17 protein-coding genes are annotated in these 18,699 nt (G+C 68.9%); 8 read left to right on the plus strand and 9 right to left on the minus strand.

What is annotated here, in order from left to right; translation table 11 throughout:
* The first annotated feature begins 87 nt into the window (after positions 1–87).
* On the plus strand, positions 88–1,656 hold the full coding sequence (locus V5D55_RS07830) for an SDR family NAD(P)-dependent oxidoreductase (RefSeq protein ID WP_435748836.1): 1,569 nt from the start codon (positions 88–90) through the stop codon (positions 1,654–1,656).
* A gap of 111 nt (positions 1,657–1,767) precedes the next feature.
* Entirely contained in the window at positions 1,768–5,124 is a 3,357-nt protein-coding gene (locus tag V5D55_RS07835; protein WP_435748837.1) for an Ig-like domain-containing protein, read from the plus strand.
* Positions 5,125–5,294: 170 nt separating this feature from the next.
* Here the strand turns inward: V5D55_RS07835 and V5D55_RS07840 are convergent, their stop codons facing one another.
* Positions 5,295–5,633: a winged helix-turn-helix transcriptional regulator gene (locus V5D55_RS07840; protein WP_435748838.1), complete on the minus strand. Its 339-nt coding sequence runs from the start codon at positions 5,631–5,633 to the stop codon at positions 5,295–5,297.
* Positions 5,634–5,709: 76 nt separating this feature from the next.
* On the opposite strand from V5D55_RS07840, the gene V5D55_RS07845 reads away from it, so the two are divergent.
* Entirely contained in the window at positions 5,710–6,366 is a 657-nt protein-coding gene (locus tag V5D55_RS07845) for an FMN-dependent NADH-azoreductase (protein WP_435748839.1), read from the plus strand.
* Positions 6,367–6,512: 146 nt separating this feature from the next.
* Here V5D55_RS07845 and V5D55_RS07850 read toward each other — a convergent pair whose 3' ends face one another.
* Complete coding sequence (locus V5D55_RS07850; protein ID WP_435748840.1) at positions 6,513–7,679, minus strand: epoxide hydrolase family protein; 1,167 nt, start codon at positions 7,677–7,679, stop codon at positions 6,513–6,515.
* A gap of 62 nt (positions 7,680–7,741) precedes the next feature.
* Here V5D55_RS07850 and V5D55_RS07855 point away from each other — a divergent pair, with 62 nt between their 5' ends.
* A complete protein-coding gene (locus tag V5D55_RS07855) occupies positions 7,742–8,701 on the plus strand; it encodes a helix-turn-helix transcriptional regulator (RefSeq protein ID WP_435748841.1) in 960 nt (319 codons plus the stop codon).
* 145 nt (positions 8,702–8,846) lie between these two features.
* Here V5D55_RS07855 and V5D55_RS07860 read toward each other — a convergent pair whose 3' ends face one another.
* Together V5D55_RS07860 and V5D55_RS07865 are read right to left on the minus strand one after the other, a co-directional pair.
* Positions 8,847–9,911 (minus strand): sensor histidine kinase, encoded by a 1,065-nt coding sequence (locus V5D55_RS07860; protein ID WP_435748842.1) that lies wholly within the window; start codon positions 9,909–9,911, stop codon positions 8,847–8,849.
* Positions 9,912–9,921: 10 nt separating this feature from the next.
* A complete protein-coding gene (locus V5D55_RS07865; RefSeq protein ID WP_435748843.1) occupies positions 9,922–10,599 on the minus strand; it encodes a response regulator transcription factor in 678 nt (225 codons plus the stop codon).
* A gap of 102 nt (positions 10,600–10,701) precedes the next feature.
* On the opposite strand from V5D55_RS07865, the gene V5D55_RS07870 reads away from it, so the two are divergent.
* From V5D55_RS07870 to V5D55_RS07885, 4 genes are read left to right on the plus strand one after another with little or no spacing between them, the layout of a single operon-like run.
* Entirely contained in the window at positions 10,702–11,373 is a 672-nt protein-coding gene (locus V5D55_RS07870) for a M15 family metallopeptidase (protein ID WP_435748844.1), read from the plus strand.
* Positions 11,370–12,494: an alanine racemase gene (gene alr / locus V5D55_RS07875; RefSeq protein ID WP_435748845.1), complete on the plus strand. Its 1,125-nt coding sequence runs from the start codon at positions 11,370–11,372 to the stop codon at positions 12,492–12,494. The genes V5D55_RS07870 and alr overlap by 4 nt, the downstream gene beginning before the upstream one ends.
* Entirely contained in the window at positions 12,491–13,483 is a 993-nt protein-coding gene (locus V5D55_RS07880) for a D-alanine--D-alanine ligase family protein (protein WP_435748846.1), read from the plus strand. Before alr ends, V5D55_RS07880 begins: the two co-directional genes overlap by 4 nt.
* A 5-nt stretch (positions 13,484–13,488) precedes the next feature.
* Positions 13,489–14,097 (plus strand): GNAT family N-acetyltransferase, encoded by a 609-nt coding sequence (locus tag V5D55_RS07885; RefSeq protein WP_435748847.1) that lies wholly within the window; start codon positions 13,489–13,491, stop codon positions 14,095–14,097.
* On the opposite strand, the gene V5D55_RS07890 is transcribed toward V5D55_RS07885, so the two are convergent.
* From V5D55_RS07890 to V5D55_RS07910, 5 genes are all read right to left on the minus strand, one after another.
* Entirely contained in the window at positions 14,083–15,510 is a 1,428-nt protein-coding gene (locus tag V5D55_RS07890) for a PepSY-associated TM helix domain-containing protein (protein ID WP_435748848.1), read from the minus strand. The genes V5D55_RS07885 and V5D55_RS07890 overlap by 15 nt on opposite strands.
* 10 nt (positions 15,511–15,520) lie before the next feature.
* On the minus strand, positions 15,521–16,750 hold the full coding sequence (locus V5D55_RS07895) for a Dyp-type peroxidase (protein ID WP_435748849.1): 1,230 nt from the start codon (positions 16,748–16,750) through the stop codon (positions 15,521–15,523).
* On the minus strand, positions 16,750–17,283 hold the full coding sequence (locus tag V5D55_RS07900; RefSeq protein WP_435748850.1) for a copper chaperone PCu(A)C: 534 nt from the start codon (positions 17,281–17,283) through the stop codon (positions 16,750–16,752). Before V5D55_RS07900 ends, V5D55_RS07895 begins: the two co-directional genes overlap by 1 nt.
* A gap of 13 nt (positions 17,284–17,296) precedes the next feature.
* A complete protein-coding gene (locus tag V5D55_RS07905; protein WP_435748851.1) occupies positions 17,297–17,911 on the minus strand; it encodes a copper resistance CopC family protein in 615 nt (204 codons plus the stop codon).
* A gap of 115 nt (positions 17,912–18,026) precedes the next feature.
* Positions 18,027–18,632: a hypothetical protein gene (locus V5D55_RS07910; RefSeq protein WP_435748852.1), complete on the minus strand. Its 606-nt coding sequence runs from the start codon at positions 18,630–18,632 to the stop codon at positions 18,027–18,029.
* Positions 18,633–18,699: the final 67 nt, after the last annotated feature.

Below are 18,699 nucleotides of genomic sequence, written 5' to 3' on the forward strand. Positions count from 1 at the left end.
CTCGAGCGCCGCGAGGTGCAGGGAGATGGTTGCATATCAAGCGGCGGGCGCACCGAACCCCCAGGACACTCGCGTAAAATCGGGACAATGACCGACGCACCCGGACCCTTCGACGAGCTCAGGGACCCCGCGGACGAGGTCGGTGCGGGCGATCAGCTCCGCGAGGTGCTGGGCGGCGGGGTCGATCCCGACGATCTCGCCACGACCCTGCGGGTGCTGTCGCAGCTGCATGAGATCGACAACGAGCATCCGGACTTCGTCGCTGTGCGACACGCGACGGCGGCGATGTTCAAGGCCGTCAAGCGGGTGCGCCGCAAGGAGATCCGCGACGCGATCGCCGAGGCCGACAAGGCGGTCGTCGCCCGCACGGCCACCGGCGCACCTGACCGCATCGACGACGAGACCCGCGGCGCCGACCTCGCGACGAGCGTCGTGGATGCTCCGATCGCGGGCGAGCTGCTGAAGCCCCGCAACTGCTACATCTGCAAGCAGCCGTACACCGTGGTCGATGCGTTCTACCACCAGCTCTGCCCCGACTGCGCGCGCTTCAGCCACGGCAAGCGCAACGCCCGCACCGACCTCACCGGCAAGCGCGCGCTGCTCACCGGCGGCCGCGCGAAGATCGGCATGCACATCGCCCTGCGGCTGCTGCGCGACGGCGCGCACACCACGATCACGACGCGCTTCCCGCGCGATGCGGTGCGTCGCTTCTCGGCGCTGCCCGATTCGGCCGACTGGCTGCACCGGCTGCGCGTCGTCGGCATCGATCTGCGCGACCCCGCCCAGGTGATCGGTCTCGCTGACTCGGTGGCAGCCCAAGGGCCGCTCGACATCCTGATCAACAACGCCGCGCAGACCGTGCGCCGCTCGCCCGGTTCGTACTCGCTGCTGGCGGATGCCGAACTCCAGCCGCTGCCGGACGGGCCGCTGCCCGAGATGGAGACCTTCGGGCACACCGCGGACCCGCACCCGCAGGCGCTGCAGGCGTCTGTCGACGCGCATCCGCTGCTGTCGGTCGCGGCGCTCGGCGGCACTGTCGCCGAACAGGGCGGGCAGGCGCTCACCGCAGAAGACCTGGCACGACTCGCGATGGCCCCGGGCTCGTCGTCGCTCGAGAAGCACGCCGACGGCACCGCGATCGACGCGGGGGGTCTCGTGCCGGACGTGAACCGCACCAACAGCTGGGTGCAGTCGATCGACCAGGTCGACCCGCTCGAGATGCTCGAGGTGCAGCTCGCGAACACGACCGCGCCGTTCCTGCTGATCAGTCGCCTGCGCGCGTCGATGGCGGCATCCGGAGCCCACCGCAAGTACGTCGTGAACGTCTCGGCGATGGAGGGCCAGTTCTCCCGCCGCTACAAGGGGCCGGGGCATCCGCACACGAATATGGCGAAGGCCGCGCTGAACATGCTCACGCGTACGAGCGCGGGCGAGATGCTCGAGACCGACGGCATCCTGATGACCGCCGTCGACACCGGCTGGATCACCGACGAGCGCCCGCACTACACGAAGGTGCGTCTCGCGGAGGAGGGCTTCCACGCTCCACTCGACCTGGTCGACGGGGCGGCGCGCGTGTACGACCCGATCGTACGAGGCGAGGCCGGCGAGGACATCCACGGAGTTTTTCTTAAGGACTACGAACCCAGCCCCTGGTGACCTCGCCGTTGCGCTGAATCGTCCATGCGATCGCGCGGATTGTCCTCTCGACATCAAAATCGATCGCGATACCTTCTCGGACAGCAACGATGCTGAACGAAAGGCACCCTCATGCCGGCAGTGCGCGCGATCTCCGCGTTTACCTCTCTCCTGCTCGCGGCGGCCATGCTGACCGCGACCCCGCTTCAGGCCGCGGCCGCGGAACAGATCGTCGACGTCACGACCTTCGGAGCCGACAAGACCGGAGCGACTGACAGCGCCGCCGCGGTCAAGGCGGCCCTGGTGCACGCGAAAGGCCTGACCGGGCCGGTGCGGGTGGTCTTCCCGACGGGCACATACTCGCTCTACCCGGAGAAGGCCGAGCAGCGCGAGCTCTACATGTCCAACACGGTCGGGGCCAATGCGAGTCTCCGCGACAAGCGGCTCGCCATCCTCGTGGAGAAGATGAAAGACGTCGTCATCGACGGGAAGGATTCGAAGCTCAGTCTGCACGGCTTCCAGACGGCGTTCGCGGCGATCGATTCGAGCAACGTCACGTTCCAGGACTTCAGCTTCGATTACGTCACCCCGAAGGTCATCGACGCCACGGTCGCCGAGACCGGAGTCGCGAACGGCAAGGGGTACCGCATCCTCCAGGTGCCGACCGGCACCCTGTACTCGGTCGCGAACAACCAGGTCACCTGGCGCGGCGAGAACCGCCCGGGCACGAGCACGCCCTACTGGTCGGGCGTGAACGCGTTGACCTACAGCCAGACGAAGGATCCGGCCCGGAACATCACCTGGCGCGGAGGCAACCCGGTCTTCAACGGGATCTCCTCGATGACGGATCTCGGCGGCAACCGCATCCGCATCGAATACACGTCGGCGAGCCGGCCGGGCGACCAGGGCATCGTCTATCAGATGCGCGAGGATACCCGCGACACCGCGTCGGCCTTCTTCTGGCAGTCCCGCGACGTCACGGTGCGCAACGTCGACGCGCAGTACCTGCACGGCTTCGGCTACCTGGGGCAGCTGAGCCACAACATCACCATCGAGGGCAACAACTTCGCCACGCCTGTCGGCAGCGGGCGGTCGACGGCCGGATTCGCCGACTTCGTCCAGATGTCGGGAGTCTCGGGCACGATCACCCTGCGCGACAACGTCTTCGACGGGGCTCACGACGACGCCATCAACATCCACGGCACGTACCTGCAGGTCGTCGGTCGATCCGCCGACAACAAGACATTGACGCTGCAGTACCAGCATCACCAGACCGCGGGCTTCCCGCAGTTCTATGCGGGAGACGAGGTCGAGATCGTCGCCAAGGGATCGATGGCACCCGTGGCAGGACTCGCGCCGGTCGTCGTGTCGGCGACCGGGCCGTCGGGGCGAGACCATGACAAGAACCTGACGCAGATCCAGGTCACCTTCGACCGCGCGATCCCCGCGACGGTCACGAACAACAACTACGTCGTCGAGAACACCACGTACACCCCCACCGTGCTGATCGAGAAGAACACCTTCGTCAACATGCCGACCCGCGCGATCCTCGTGACCACACGCAAGCCCGTCGTCATCAAGGAGAACGTGTTCGACGGTCCGCAGATGTCGAGCATCTTCATCTCGTCGGATGCTGCGCAGTGGTACGAGTCCGGACCGGTGAAGGACGTCACGATCCAGAACAACGTGTTCAAGCGACCCACGACCGGGTGGCCCGTGATCTTCATCGAGCCGACGAACCCGAGCATCGATCCCGCGGCGCCCGTGCACAAGAACATCAAGATCCTGAACAACGAGTTCCAGATGGGCGACGGCCAGATCGTCAACTCCAAGAGCGTCCAGGGGCTGACGATCAGCGGCAACAGATTCCTGCGCCTCGACCGTGAGTCGATCGTCTCGGTCTCGGTGGCCGACACCTGCCCGGCGGTCGGTCAGCAGTTCTCCGCACGCGCCGCGTCATCCGCCTCTCCCTACGGGTCGAGCGCGTTCGTCCTGCACGGCGACACCGGAGTCACGATCTCGAACAACACCTACGATCCCGGCTTCAATCGACGCGTCGACGCGAACAACGGCACCACCGCCGCGAACGTGACGATCAGCAGAGAGGACACCAGGATCGGGCAGAGCAACCCCGCACCGCTGCCTTCCGCGACATACACGTCGGCGAACCAGAGCGTCGTCGCCGTCAACGCAGACGGAACCCTACGAGCTGTGGCCGCGGGCACGACGACGATCCGCGCTCAGGTGCAGACCGCCAAGGGTGTGCTCCAGTCCGCACCGGTGTCGGTCACGGTCGGCGGAACCAGCGGCTGTGTGGTCACCCCGCAGTTCGGCCCGGACTGGACCGTCGTGCGGGACATCCCGGCAGATCGACAGTTGACCGCCGATGGCGGCCTGACCCTGACGCCGGGCGACGGATGGCTCTGGGCCGACCAGAACACCGCGACCACCGTGGTGGTACGTGCCGGCGGATCGGGAACGGGCACCGGGTCGGTGAAGATGACGGGACGTACGAACCAAGGGTGGGCCGAAGCGGGACTGCTGCTGTACAAGGATGACCGGAACTACATCGCCCTCCAGCGCAAGCACAACAACGGCACCCCCACGATCACCGTCGTCACTGAGTTCAACGACGTTCCGGAGGAGAGCCGCAAGGTCGCCGATCCGACGGCGGCGACCGTCTGGCTGCGGCTGCGGCCCGTGAGCAGCGGCGTCTACGCCGCGGAGTACTCCACCGACGGCAGCGCGTACACGCAGATCGGATCGAACATCGCCGTGCCGGCCGGCGCCCTCAGCGGAGCGCACTTCGGCGTGATGTCGGAGGTCGACGGCAACAGGGCGCAGCCCGCCTTCACCTTCACGGACTTCACCGAGGACGGCGCCGTCCGTCCGTTCTCGTCGACGCCGGCGCCGACGCTGAACTCGTCCTGGACGGTGACGCGGGACAACCCGGCGGACCGTCGCCTCACCGTGGGCGGCGCGCTCATCCTCAACCCGGGCGACGGATTCCTCTGGGGCAGCCAGAACAATGCCACGACGGTGGTGCTGCGGGCGTCGAGTCCTGCCAACGGCACGGGTGCGGTGAAGATGACCGGCCGCACCACGAACCGGTACGCGGAGTCGGGTCTGCTGCTGTACGGGAGTGACAACAGCTACATCGCCCTCCAGCGCAAGCACAACAACGGCAACCCGACCATCACCGTGGTCACCGAGTTCAATGGCTCTCCGGAGGAGAGCCGGCGCGTCGCCGACCCTTCGGCATCCGGTGTCTGGCTGCGTCTCAGGAACGTGAGCGCCGGGGTGTACGCCGCCGAGTACTCGACCGACGGCACGACCTACACGCAGATCGGGTCGAACGTCACGGTGCCGTCCGGGGAACTGGCGAACGCCCGCTTCGGCATGCTGTCCGAGATCGACGGCAACAACACGCAGGGCGAGTTCACCTTCGAGAACTTCACCGAGAACGGGACGGCGGTGGCGTTCCGGTAGTCGGCGGGCCGGCGAGTCGTTACAGATGCAGGTCGAAGTCACATGTGCAGGTCGTCATCGGCCATCTCGACCTGCATCTGTCGTTTCGACCTGCAGATGGATCGGCGATGCCGGAACGACGGGTGCGCGGACAAGACATGTCGGGACGAGAGGGCAGGATGCCGGGCGGCTCAGCGGGCGCGCTGCTCCAGGTTCGTCGAGGCCCAGGCGCCCAGCTGGTCGAGGATCGGCAGCAGGCCCTCGCCGCTCGCGGTCAAGGCGTACGACACGGTGACCGGCGGGCCGGCGTCGACCGTGCGCGCGACGAGTCCGGTCTCGGCGAGCTCGGCCAGCCGGTCGGACAGCACGGTGTCGCTGATGCCGGCGACGGCGCGCCGCAGCGCGACGAAGGTCGATGGGCCCCCGCCGAGCGAGGCGATGATCATGCCGTTCCACCGCTTGCCGAGCACGCTGAAGGCCAGTGTGACGGCAGCGTCGCACTGCTGCACAGCCTCCTCGAGTTCGGGCATGCCCCCATCCTACCCGTGCTACGTTAACCGTTGCCGCTAAGAAAAACCTAGCGACTACGAAAACGAGAGGCTCGTCATGTCCCTGTTCCGCCTGGATGCCAGCATCCTTCCTGCGTCGTCCGCCAGCCGCGCACTCGCCGACCTCGTCGAGGCCGAGTGGACGGCATCCCATCCCGACTCGACGGTGACCCGTCGCGATCTCGCCGCCGACCCCGTGCCTGCGACGGCGTGGGCGGATGCCGTCACCGGCGGCTTCGTCGACGCGGCACAGCGCACCCCGGGGCAGAACGAAGCCCGCGCGCTGGCGACGTCCTTCGCCGACGAGCTCATCGGCGCCGATGCGCTGCTGTTCGCCGTGCCGCTCTACAACTACGGCGTCTCGCAGCACTTCAAGACCTGGTTCGACCTCGCCTACACCGACGCGCGCATCGACCCGACGGGTACGGCGCTCCGCGGGAAGCCCGCGACGCTGGTCACCGTGCTTGGCGGCAACTACGCTGCCGGGTCGCCCAAGGAGGGCTGGGACCACTCGACCGGCTGGCTGCGCCGCGTGCTCGAAGACGTCTGGGGCCTCGACCTGCGCGTCGTGCAGCGTCCGTTCACCCTCGTCGGCGTGAACCCTGCGCTCGACGCCTTCGCCGACACCGCGCAGGAGCTGAAGGAAGCCGCCGAGACGGATGCCGTGACCTACGGCCGTGAGATCGCCGCACTGCGGGGGGCGCAGGTCGCCTGACTCGCGGCGGCATCCGCTCGTCGGAGTCCGCGCGTCTCGGAGTCCGCGAGCCCCGTTTGCAGGTTGAAATCACGGATGCAGGTCCGGAAGGGGATTCCGGACCTGCAACCGTGAAATCGACCTGCAAAGTGGGGAGCAGCCCGGGGCTATCGCAGCGACCGCACGAACTCCTGCACGTCGGCGACCAGCATCTCGGGCTCCTCCATCGCGGCGAAGTGCCCGCCGCGGCCCTCGACGTCGGTCCAGCGGACGATGTGGTTCGACCGCTCCTCGGCGAATCGCAGACCCACGTCGTGGGCGAACACGATCACGGCGGTCGGCACGCCGGAATTCTCGGGCTCGGCACCCCAATCGCCCTGCTGTGCGTAGCCGACGAAGGCCGACGTACCTGCCGTGGCGGTGAACCAGTACAGCGCCGCGTTCTCGAAGACGAAGCGCTCGCCGAGGACGTCGGCGGCCGAAGCCTCGGCCGGGTGGGTCCACGCCTGCAGCTTGTCGAGGATCCACGCGAACTGCCCGACCGGGCTGTCGGCGAGCACCTGTCCGACGAGGCCCGGCCGCGTGGACTGGATCGCGATGTAGCCGAACTCGTTCTGCAGGAACTCCCGGATGCGCCGCACGCGGTCCTGTTCGAGCGTGGTCAGCGACGCGGCCGTCTCGTCGTCGAGATCGCCCGCGAAGTTGCCGAGCGATCCGTTCACGTGCACGCCGATCACGCGCTCCGATGCGAGTCTGCCGATCTCCGGTGCGACGCCGGCGCCGACATCGCCGCCCTGCACGGCGAATCGGTCGTAGCCCAGGCGCGTCATCAGCTCGAGCATCACCCCCGCCATCTCTCCGCGGCCCCACGCCGCGCCGACCAGCGGCATCGAGAAGCCGAAGCCGGGGAGCGAGGGGATCACGACGTCGAAGGCATCAGCCGCCTCACCGCCGTGGGCGACGGGATCGGTGAGGGGTCCGATCAGCGCCTCGAACTCGAGGAACGATCCGGGCCAACCGTGCAACAGCAGCAGGGGCGTCGCATCGGGATGCGGGGAGCGCACGTGCACGGCGTGGATGTTCTGGCCGTCGATGTCGGTGATGATCTGCGGCAGCGCGTTGAGGCGCTCCTCGGTGGTGCGCCAATCGTGCTCCGCCCAGCGGGAGACGAGGTCCTGCAGTTCGGCGGAGGGGATGCCGGTGCTGCGGTCGTCGACCGGCAGGGGCTGCGGGACTCGAGCATTCCGCAGCCGCGCGCGCAGGTCCTGCACGGCGTCGTCGGAGATCTCGATGCGGAACGGCTGGACGCGGGCGTCGATCTGGTTCGTGTTCATGACTTCACTCTCTCGACCAAAGCGGCCACAATATGACCTGATACCGAAAGAGATTGGGGAGCATGACCCGCACCACCGGACGCACCCTCGAACTCCTCTCCCTCTTGCAGGCCCGACGCGAGTGGAGCGGCACCGAACTGCAACAGCGGCTCGAGGTGAGCGCCCGCACCCTGCGCCGCGACATCGACGACCTCCGCGAGCTCGGCTACGGCATCGAGGCGACGCGCGGCAGGCACGGCGGATACCGCCTCGGCGCGGGTGCGGCCGTGCCGCCGTTGACCCTCACGGTCGACGAGTCGGTCGCGATCGCCGTCGGCCTCCGCGCCGCCGCCACCGGCGTCGTCACCGGGATCGAAGAGGCCTCTGCTCGTGCCCTCGCCAAGCTCGAGCAATCGCTCTCATCGGCGACGCGACGGCAGATCGTGGAAGTCGAGCAGGCGATGGTGCCGCTCAGCACCCGGCACGACGACGTCGATATCGCGGTCGTCACGACCATCGCCACCGCGATCGCCGAGCAGCGGCGGATGCAGGTCGACTACACGCGCCACGACGGCGAGGAGGTCCGCCGGATCATCGAGCCGCATCGGGTCGTGCACACCGCCGAGCGCTGGTATCTCGTCGCGTGGGACCCGGAACGCGAGGCTTGGCGCACCCTGCGGGTGGATCGGATGCGGCATCCGCTCGTCCTGCGCGAGGGATTTCCGCGGAAGGACATCCCCGACGAGGCGCTCCGGCAGTTCACCACCCGCAGCATCACGACCGCGCCCTACCGGTACCGCGCGCGATTCCGGATGCAGGCGCCGGCCGACGTCGTGGCGCGCCACTTCGACGCGACGGTCGCCGAGGTCGTTCCCGAGACCGATGGCACCAGCATCCTCACCGCCGGATCCGACTCGCCCGCGGAGTTCGCGCTCTACATCGGCATGTGCGGCATCGACTTCGAGCTGCTCGAAGGCGAGGAGGTGCGGCAGGCGATGGTCGAGCTCGCGAAGCGGTTCGTGCGGGGCGCCGGGGCGGGCTGACCTCGCCCGCTCGGCATCCGCTCGGCATCCGCTCGGCATCCGCTCGGCACGGATGCAGGTCGAAAACACGGATGCAGGTCAGAAACCGTGTTCTAGACCTGCAACCGTCAGATCAACCTGCAGATGTAGCGGGGGCGCGCCCCGGTCAGCCCAAGGGCGCCGGATACGGATGCGGCAGCCACACCGTCACGATCAGGCCGCCCTCGGTGCGCGGGGTGAGCACCAGGTTCCCGCCGTGAGCCTGCGTGATGCGCTCGGCGATCGCGAGTCCGAGGCCGAGCCCGGGATGATCCTCGCTGCGGGTGCGCTCGGCGCCGCGCTGGAACGGTTCCGTGAGGGTCGCGACGCGATGGGCGGGGACGGGTTTACCCGTGTTCTCGACGACCAGCGCCACCGCGTCGGGCATCGCGTGGGTGCGGACCGCCACCGCACCGCCGGTCGGGAGGTTGTGCACGATCGCGTTGAGCACGAGGTTGGTGACGAGCTGCTGCAGGAGGGTCGACGAGCCGAGCACAGGGGCCGCGGCGCCGCCGACCTCGACGGCGATCCCGCGACGGTCGGCCACCGGCAGGAGCGCCTCGACGGCCTCTTCCGCGAGCAGCGACAGATCGACGATCTCGCGGGTGAACGACCGGCGGTCCGCACGGCTGAGCATCAGCAGCGCCTCGGTGAGGTCGATCGCCCGGCTGTTGACGACCTCCAGCCGAGTGATCAGCGCATCCACGTCGCGCTCGGGGTCGTTGCGGGCGACCTCCAGCATCGCCTGTGAGATCGCGAGCGGGGTGCGCAGCTCGTGGGAGGCGTTCGCGGCGAAACGCTGCTGCTCGGAGACGTGCGCCTCCAGCTGCTCGAGCATCGAATCGAAGACGTCGGCCAGGTCGCGGAACTCGTCCCTCGGCCCCTCCAGAGCGACCCGATGCGACAGCGACCCCTGAGCAGCGAGGTGCGCAGCGCGACCGATCCGTTCGAGGGGCGCCAGCATCCGGCCGGCGAGGATCCAGCCCCCGGCCAGGCCGAGCGCGAACAGCACGATCATCACGATGACGGCGGAAGGGACGAAAGCCTTGGTCAGATCCGTGCGGTTGGGGAAGAAGTCGACCGTGTCCGGCACGTAGCGCAGCAGATACAGCGCCACGGCCGCCAGCAGCAGCACTCCCGACACGACGACGATGCCCGCATAGCTCAGCGTGAGCTTGAGCCGGGCGCTCATCCCGCGCCGCCTAGGCATCGGCATCCGCATCCGTGCCGATGCGATACCCGACGCCCGGCACGGTGAGGATCAGCCACGGCTCGCCCAGTCGCTTGCGCAACGACGACACGGTGATGCGCACCGCGTTCGTGAAGGGGTCGGCGTTCTCGTCCCACGCGCGCTCGAGCAGCTCCTCGGCACTGACCACCCCGCCCTCGGCGTCGACCAGCACCTCGAGCACGGCGAACTGCTTGCGGGTGAGAGCGACGTAGCGGTCGTCTCGGTAGACCTCGCGGCGGAACGGGTCGAGACGGAGACCTGCGACCTCGAGAACCGGAGGGCGCGAACGGTGGCGCCGGCGGTCGAGCGCCCGCAGCCGCAGCACCAGCTCGCGCAGCTCGAACGGCTTCGTGAGGTAGTCGTCGGCGCCGATCTCGAACCCCGACGCCTTGTCGTCGAGCCGATCGGCGGCGGTGAGCATGAGGATCGGGATGCCGCTGCCGGAGGCCACGATCCATCGCGCGATGTCGTCGCCGGACGGGCCGGGAACGTCACGGTCGAGCACGGCGAGATCGTAGGAGTTGATGCTCAGCAACTCGAGGGCCGTGTCGCCGTCGCCCGCGATGTCGGCGGCGATCGCCTCCAGACGCAGCCCATCGCGGACCGCCTCGGCGAGGTAGGGCTCGTCCTCGACGATCAGCACACGCATGGCTCTGCTCTCATGTGCTCCGATCCTACGCACCCGCACATATCGCGAGCATATGGAAAAGCGCATACGCCCTGGCAACCGGCATCCGCCTTCACTGGAGACATGAACACCAGCATCATCTCCACCTCCCGCAGGACACGGCGCCGTCGACGACTCATCGTCGCGGCGATCGCGCTCGCCGCCGTCGTGATCCTCGCCTTCGCCGTGCAGCAGTCGATCGTCGCGGCATCCGCTGCCGTCTCCCCGCAGACGTCCTCGTCCGCCCCCAGCGACACCCCGGCGGGGGAGCAGGTCAACGGATCGTCGATCGCCCCGAGCGAGGCCGACGGCGTGATCCGCGACGGCGACCAGCCCACGGTCTTCGACACCGACCGGGTCTCGGTCGGCAATCTCGACCCCGCGCTGCTCGACGCACTGCAGCGTGCCGCGAACGATGCGGCCGCCGACGGCCTCGAATTCCGGGTGAACAGCGGCTGGCGATCCGCGGCCCTGCAGGAGCATATGCAGCGCGAGGCGATCACCCAGTACGGCTCGGAGGCCGAGGCGGCGCGCTGGGTCGCGAGCCCGAAGACCTCCGCCCACGTCTCGGGCGATGCCGTCGATCTCGGCCCGCTCGCCACCCTCGACTGGCTGGCGCAACGAGGCTCGCACTACGGGTTGTGCCAGATCTACGCGAACGAATCGTGGCACTATGAGCTGCGGCCGGATGCCGTGGACCAGGGGTGCCCTGAGATGTATGCGGACCCCACCGAGGACCCGAGGATGAAGTCATGACCCCTGTAACGGATTCGGTGGAGACCGCGCGCGCGCTCCTGCCCGCGCCGACACTCGCCACGCTGCCGGATGCCGTGGGCGCGAACATCCGCCGCGTGCGGGCCGCGACCGACGGGCTCATCATGGCTGTGGTGAAGGCCGACGGCTACGGGCACGGCGCGGTCACCGTGGCCCAGGCGGCCGTGGCCGCCGGAGCGGAGTGGCTCGGCGTCACCGACCTCGCGGAAGCCGCCGTGCTGCGCGAAGCCGGGTTCACCGTGCCGATCCTGTCGTGGCTGAATCCGGCGGGGGTGGATGCCGCCGCTGCCGCCGCGTACGGCGTCGACATCGCGGTCGGGTCGGCCGAGGAGCTGCGTCACCTCATCGCCGATGCGACGTCGCCGGTGCGCGTGCACCTGCACATGGACACCGGCATGTCACGCGGGGGAAGCCCGCTCGACGAGTGGCCGGAACTCCTGCGCGTCGCGCGGCAGGGCCGTGGGCGGGTCGAGGTCGTGGGCGTGATGGGGCATTTGCCACACGCGGACGATGGGGATCCGCGGGCGAACGCCGCCGCCGTGCTGCGGATGCGGCAGGCGCGCGACGCGGTGCTGCGGGAGGGCTTCGGCCCGGTGCTCGTGCACCTCGCTGCGACGTCCGGCGCGCTGACCGATCCGGCGACGCACTTCGGGATGGTGCGCATCGGGGCAGGGCTCGTCGGGATCGACCCGTCTGAGACGGTGGCGCTCGCCGGTGCCGGGAGGTTCACCGCTTCGGTCGTACACAGCTCGTTCGTGCAGGAGGGGACCCCGATCGGGTACGGGGGAGCGCACGTCACGGCGGAGGCCACGAATCTCAGCGTCGTCGGGGTCGGGTACGCCGACGGCATCCCTCGGGAGGTCGCGGAGGGCGCGGCCGTGGAGATCGGTGGCGTCCGGCATCCGCTGGTGGGTCGCGTGTCGATGGACCAGATCGTCATCGACACCGGTGAGGCGCGTTATCCGCGAGGGACGCCCGTCACGGTGTACGGTCCCGAAGGCGGTGTGGTGCCGTCCGTGCAGGAATGGGCACGGTGGGCCGGAACCATCCCGCACACGATCGTCACTGGAATAGGCACTCGGGTGCAGAGGAGCATCGCATGACAACGCACGTCCTGGTCATCGGGGGAGGGCAGAACTCCGAGCATGAGGTGTCGCTCGCCTCTGCCGCCGCCGTCTCTGCCGCGCTGCGGATGGGAGATCACACGGTGAGCACCGTGACGATCGACCGCGACGGCTTCTGGCGCGCCGACGGGATCCCGCCGTGCACGACTCCGGCCGAATCGCTGGGGCTCGCGCTGCGGCTGATAGCCGAGGCCGACGTCGTCTTCCCCGCGGTGCATGGAGCACTCGGCGAGGACGGGGCGCTCGCGGCACTCGCCGCGCTGTCCGGCGCCAGGGTCGTGGGCTCCGACCTTCGTGCCGGAGCGATCGGCATGGACAAGTGGACCACCAAGCTCGTGGCGGATGCCGTCGGCATCCGCACCGCGCGCGGCAGACTGGTCGCGGCGCACGACATCGGCGATGTGGAGTTCGAGGGCGAGGTCGTCGTGAAGCCCGTGTCGGCGGGGTCGAGCTACGGCGTGAGTCTCGTGACCGAGGCAGAGCAACTGCGGGAAGCCCTGCGCACCGCCGCGCGCTTCGACAACCGGATCCTGGTCGAGGAGGTCGTGCGCGCGCGGGAGATCGACGTGGCCGTGCTCCGCGAGGCCGGCGGTGTCCGTTGGGCGGCGCCGCCGCTCGAGATCCACGCCCCCGGGCTCTTCGACACGGCCACCAAGTACGACGGGAGTGCCCGGTTCACGGTGCCGGCCGACCTGACCGCAGCCGAGACCTCGGCGCTCCAGCGTGCCGCGATCGCGATGTTCGACGCGCTCGGCTGCGACGGCGTCGCCCGGATGGACTTCTTCCTCACGGAGGACGGTCCGGTGCTCAACGAGGTCAACACGATGCCGGGGCTGACTGCCGCCTCGCAGGTGCCGCGGATGTTCGCCGCCGCCGGCGTGGACTACACCGAACTCGTGGCCCGGCTGGTCGCGGGGGCGCGCGTTCCGGGGGTCATGAACTCGACGGTCGGTGTCGTGGGATCCTAGGAGGCATGGAGGGCCGCCCCGTTCCGCGCCTCACCTGGCGCCCCGTCGTCGAGAGTGATTTCGGGCTGCTCGGAGACTGGCTCGCGCGGCCGCACGTGCACCGCTTTTGGCATCACGACTTCTCGCCGGAGGGCGTCGCCCGCGACTTCGGGCCGGGCACGCGCGGCGAGGAGCCAGGGGAGGATCTGCTGGTGTCGGTCGACGACGTGCCGGCCGCTCTCGTGCAGCGTTCGCGCATCGCCGACTACGCCGAGGACTTCGAGGAGCTCTCGGCGATCGTTGAGGTGCCGCCGGAGGCCGTGACGATCGACTACCTCATCGCGGATGCGGCGAGCACCGGCCGTGGTCTGGGCTCGGCGATCATCCGCGCCGTCGTGGCGGACACCTGGCTCTCGTATCCCGCCACTCCCGCGATCATCGTGCCGGTCGTCGCCGGCAACATCGGTTCGTGGCGTGCGCTCGAGAAGGCGGGATTCCGGAGGGTGGGGGAAGGCGACATGGAGCCGGACAACCCGATCGATCCGCCGCTGCACGTGGTGTCGCGGATCGATCGGCCGGCCGATCGAGGTCTTGGTGGGCAGGGAAGCACACGTATCGGACTAGGGAGTGCGTGATCGCCGTCTGCTGACGAAGCCGAGAAGAGTGTCGAGGAGGAGGAAGCCGAGGAGTGTCCACCCGACGAGCGGCAGCCAGAATCCGACGACGATCGACGTGACCCCGACGGCCGCGACGCCCCACCACGGCGCGCTCGAGAGGGCCCGCCGGGGAGGCTTGCCCATACGGGTGCTCGGGTCATGCGCTGGCCGCCGTTTCCACCACATCAGGTAACCGAGAACGACCATCGCCGCGAGCCCGATGGCGACGACGAACAGGACGAGCTGGTTGGCGAGTCCGAACATGACGCCCATGTGGATGCTGATGCCCCAGCTGGCGAGCTTCGCCGGCAGGGAGAGGTCTGCGAAATCGATCCGGTCGACGACCTGCATGGTCGTGCCGTCGATCGCCAGAGAGTCGCCCTCGGTGGGGAAGCTGCTCTTGATCTCGCGGATCGTCCATGCGGTTCCCGGTTCAGCCGGCGGTTTGATCTCGACCTGACCGGTGTTCACGTTCTCGCGTTGCGCGATGGCGAGGATGGCGTCGAAGGTCGCGGGGTTGGCGGCTCCGGTCGGTGCGGTCTCCGCACCGTGATGGTGCGCGTGGTCATCCGTCCCTGCCGTCTCGCCGCCGAGGGTGGTGTCGATCGAGGGGGTTCCCCAGTCGAGGGCGGCGCGCAGGCTGCCGACATTCGCTCCCGCGTACTGCGACCAGGTGATACCCGTGGCGGAGAGGAACAGGGCGCCGAGGAGCACCCAGATTCCGATGCTCGTGTGCCAGCCGAAGAGACGGCGGTAGCCCCTGTGGGTGCGGTTCGGTCGAACGAAGTCCTTCCTGGCGCGGGACGTGCGGATGCGGACGACCCACAGCGCGAGGCCCGCGGCGGCGACGATCCCGAGCCAGGAGGCGGCGAGTTCGCTGTAGAGGCGTCCGGCGTCGCCGAGGTGCAGGTTGCGGTGCAGGTTGCTGATCCACGTGCGCAGCGGCGTGGAGCCGCTGGTGCCGTACACGACCAGGTCGCCGCGGATCTCTCCGGTACCGGGGTCGACGAACACGGCGCGGGATTCGCTCGGGCCGAGCCCGTCTTCGGCGTACATGATCCGTGTCGTGTCGCCGGGCTCGGGGGCGGGACGCACGGCGAAGAGCCCGGAGGAATCGCCACGATAGACGTCGGCGGCCTCGATCTGCTCCGCGAGGGTCAGCGACGTCTCCGTCTCGGGTGCGTGCAGCTGCTCCGAGTACACGGCCTGCTCGAGCTGCGGCGTCAGTGCGTAGAGGGCGCCGCTGATGGCGGCGATGAGGATGAACGGGCCGACGAGGATGCCGGCGGAGAAGTGCAGTCGTAGCAGCAGCGGGCCGAGCCACCCTCGTCGACGTGACCTGGTGGTCGAGGGCGGCGAGTGCGGGGTGGTCTCGGATGTCGTGAGAGTCATGGTGGGGCTTTCAGGAGAGGAGGGAGTCGCCGATGAAGCCGTCTTCTGCGCATCCGGGCGGGATGGCGAAGACGGCGGAGCCGATGGGCACGGTCCATTCGTTGAGCAGGTCGAGCTCGTCGAGTCGTCGTTGCATCGGGATGAACTGGCGTTCGATGTCGGCCTGATAGGAGACGAAGAGGAGCCCCGATTCGGAGACCTCTGCTCCGAGCGGGCGCTCGTCGTAGTTGTACCCGCGGCGGAATATGCGCTCGCTGTCGTCGCCGCGCGCCCGGCGGATGTGGGCGAACTGCGGGATCACCGGGAATCCGATCGCGGTCTTCGCGTCGAAGTCCGGTTCGTCGAACTCGTCCGTCCCCGTCAGGGGTGCCCCGTTCGCGATGCTTCTGCCGACGGACGCGTCGCGTCCGCTGCGGTCGAGACGGTCCCATTTGTCGAGATCCATCCGGATGCGGCGGATCACCGCGCCGGTGCCGCCTGCGAGCCAGCCTTCTTCAGCCCAGACGACCCGGTCGAAGTCCTTCGTCCCCGGTTGCGGGTTGGTCGTGCCGTCGACCTGGCCGAAGAGGTTCCGCATCGTGGTCCCGGGTCGCTCGGTGCCGTACGCGCGCCGGAATCCCTGCTGTGTCCACCGGATCGTCGCGAATCCGCGTGCGTCCTTCAGCAGCATGCGGGTCGCGTGCGCCACCGTGAGCGGATCGTCGCCGTTGATCTGCAGCAGCAGGTCTCCGTCGGAGAACTCCGGCTGCAGCCGGTCGATCCCGAACGCGGGAAGCGGGGCGAGCCAGCTCGGTGCCGCACCATCGGCCCGGGTGACCAGCCCGGGGCCGAACCCGAACGTGACCGTCAGGCGAGCGGGCGACAGTGCGAGTTCCGGCTCGGAGTCGGCCAGGGCCGGTGTTCCCTGCGTCAGCCGCGCCGCATCGTCCGTGAGGATCCGCATCAGACGAACGAGGGCCGCCGCACCGACACCGTCGTTCAGGTCCAGGCCGACGAAGACACCGTGCGCCTGCGCGGCCGTGTCGATGCCTGCCTGGTGTGCGCCGAAGAAGGGGACCTTCTCATCGCCGTTCATGGGCGCAGACGCGGCCGTGGTCTCGTCCGTGTCCGGACGGTTGAGCGCGAAGTCCGCACCGATCGCCGCGGCCGCGCCGATCCCGGCGACAGCCCCTCCGAGGAGGAACTGTCGCCGGGTCGACCGACCGTGATCGGTGCGCGCGCCCTCAGCGGGCGCGGGCATCAGTGATCCATGCCTTCGTGCTCGTCGCTGTCCTCGTAGTTCTCGTTCGCACCCGAGTAGTCCTTCACCGGAGCGGTGAACTCGTACGTCGAGTCGTCGGAGAAGGTCAGCGTGAAGGTGGCCTCATCGCCCGCGACCAGCGGGCTGGCGAGATCCATCAGCATGATGTGGTTCGCGCCGGGCTCGAGGGCGAGCTCCGCACCCGCGGGGATGACGAAACCTCCCTCGATCTCCCTCATCACCATCTCGCCGGCTTCGTTCTCCACCGTCTCGTGCAGCTCGAGCATCGATGACGCATCGGATTCGACGGAGACGACCGTCACATCCTCGTCGCCGGCGTTCTCGAGCATCCCGAAGGCGGCGGACATGCCGTCCGGAGCGGATTTCACCCATGCGTCCTCGATCGTCACGACATCGCCGGCCGGCTTCGGATCCTCGGATGCCGGCGGAGCGGTTGCGGCGCAGCCGGTCAGCGCGAGGAACGAGACGGCCAGCAGTGCCGCGGCTCGAGGGAGGGTCTGGGAAGTGTTCATCGTGTGGTGCCTTTCACAGGTTCTCTGCCGCATCAGCGCCGGATTCCGGCGGGGCGGCTGTCGCCCTGGGGCGACGAAGGTATCGATAGAGGGCGAAGCCGGCAGCGGCGATGGCCGCGCCGCCCGCCCCGATGAGCAGCACCCGAACGGGGCTGCTCGATTCGTCTGCGATCTGATCTTCTGAGGCGCGGGCGTCACCATCCGTGCGACTGTCGCCCTTCTGGTCCGTGTCCATCGGGTCGGCGTCGCCGATCGTGAACGGGATCATTCCCGAGATCGGATGCCCGTCCTCGGAGACGACCTGCCACCGCGCCTGATATCCCGCGACCGGCATGCCGGACGTGAGCTGCGCGGTCACCGTGTTCCCCTGGACGTCGATCTCTCCCGACGCCCAGTCCTTCCCGGACGCATCGACGACCATGACGACCGCGCCCGTCATCGACGCATCGAGGACGATCAGATCGCCGGAGAACGTCAGCACGATCTCCTTCGGAGCCGTCGCCAGCGCTTCTCCTTCGCGGGGTGTGCTGGAGGTCAGTTGGTCGTGGGCGGACGCCGGTACCGCGGTCGCCAGGACGGCGATCAGGGCCAACGCCAGCCCCGCACCGATTCGGCGCAGTGCAGACATGAGGAAGCCTCTCGTCGGGCGCCGACAGGCGACGCCAACGGTTGTTCAGGATGCCCAGGGCGCGCAGAAGCGCCCGAGCGGGAACACACCGGCGACAGACGAGAGCCGGTGCGGATCAGATCGCGGAGGCCACCGGCGGTCCGCGCCCCCGAAGGGTCGCCAGAATCCGCGACTCGAGGGGACGTCCGGTGTCCGGTGCGATGCGGACGTCGCGCGCGTCGAGCAGCTCGGGAGCGCCCAGCGCAGCATCCACTCGCCGGCGCACCCAGAGAACGACCTGGACCGCGAGCGCGCGCAGCGCGTGCAGCATCCGCTCACCGCGATGAGCGACGGCGATGGTGGTGACCGCCGCCAGCAGGTGTCCGAACCACATCGTGCCGTCCGCGACGACGGCTTCTGACAGACCGGTGCTCGCGGGCAGGACGATCGGAGCGCCGTGCACGTGACCGGCCACATGCCCTGAGGGCTCGATGGTCCCGAGGACGAACAGGACGTGGAACAGGAACTGGCTGATCGCCACCGAGATGCTCAATCGGATCACCGAGAGCGTGCGCCCTGCGAGCAGCACGCACACCATGAACGAGAAGATCCAGGGCACCACGATGCCCAGCGAGCCCGGCATCTGCCCGCCGCCCGTGACGTGACCCGCCAGCGCGGCGAACGTCGCGAGAGACGCCGCCGCGAAGCCGCGCACAACGGCAGGCTTCCTCGACGGGGTCATGCCCCCATCCTTCCATCACCGCGAGGGGTTCCTCTGCGTCGCAAACGATCGATTCCGGCGAATCGGC

The organism is Microbacterium sp. PMB16, from assembly GCF_051294855.1.
Lineage (GTDB): Bacteria > Actinomycetota > Actinomycetes > Actinomycetales > Microbacteriaceae > Microbacterium.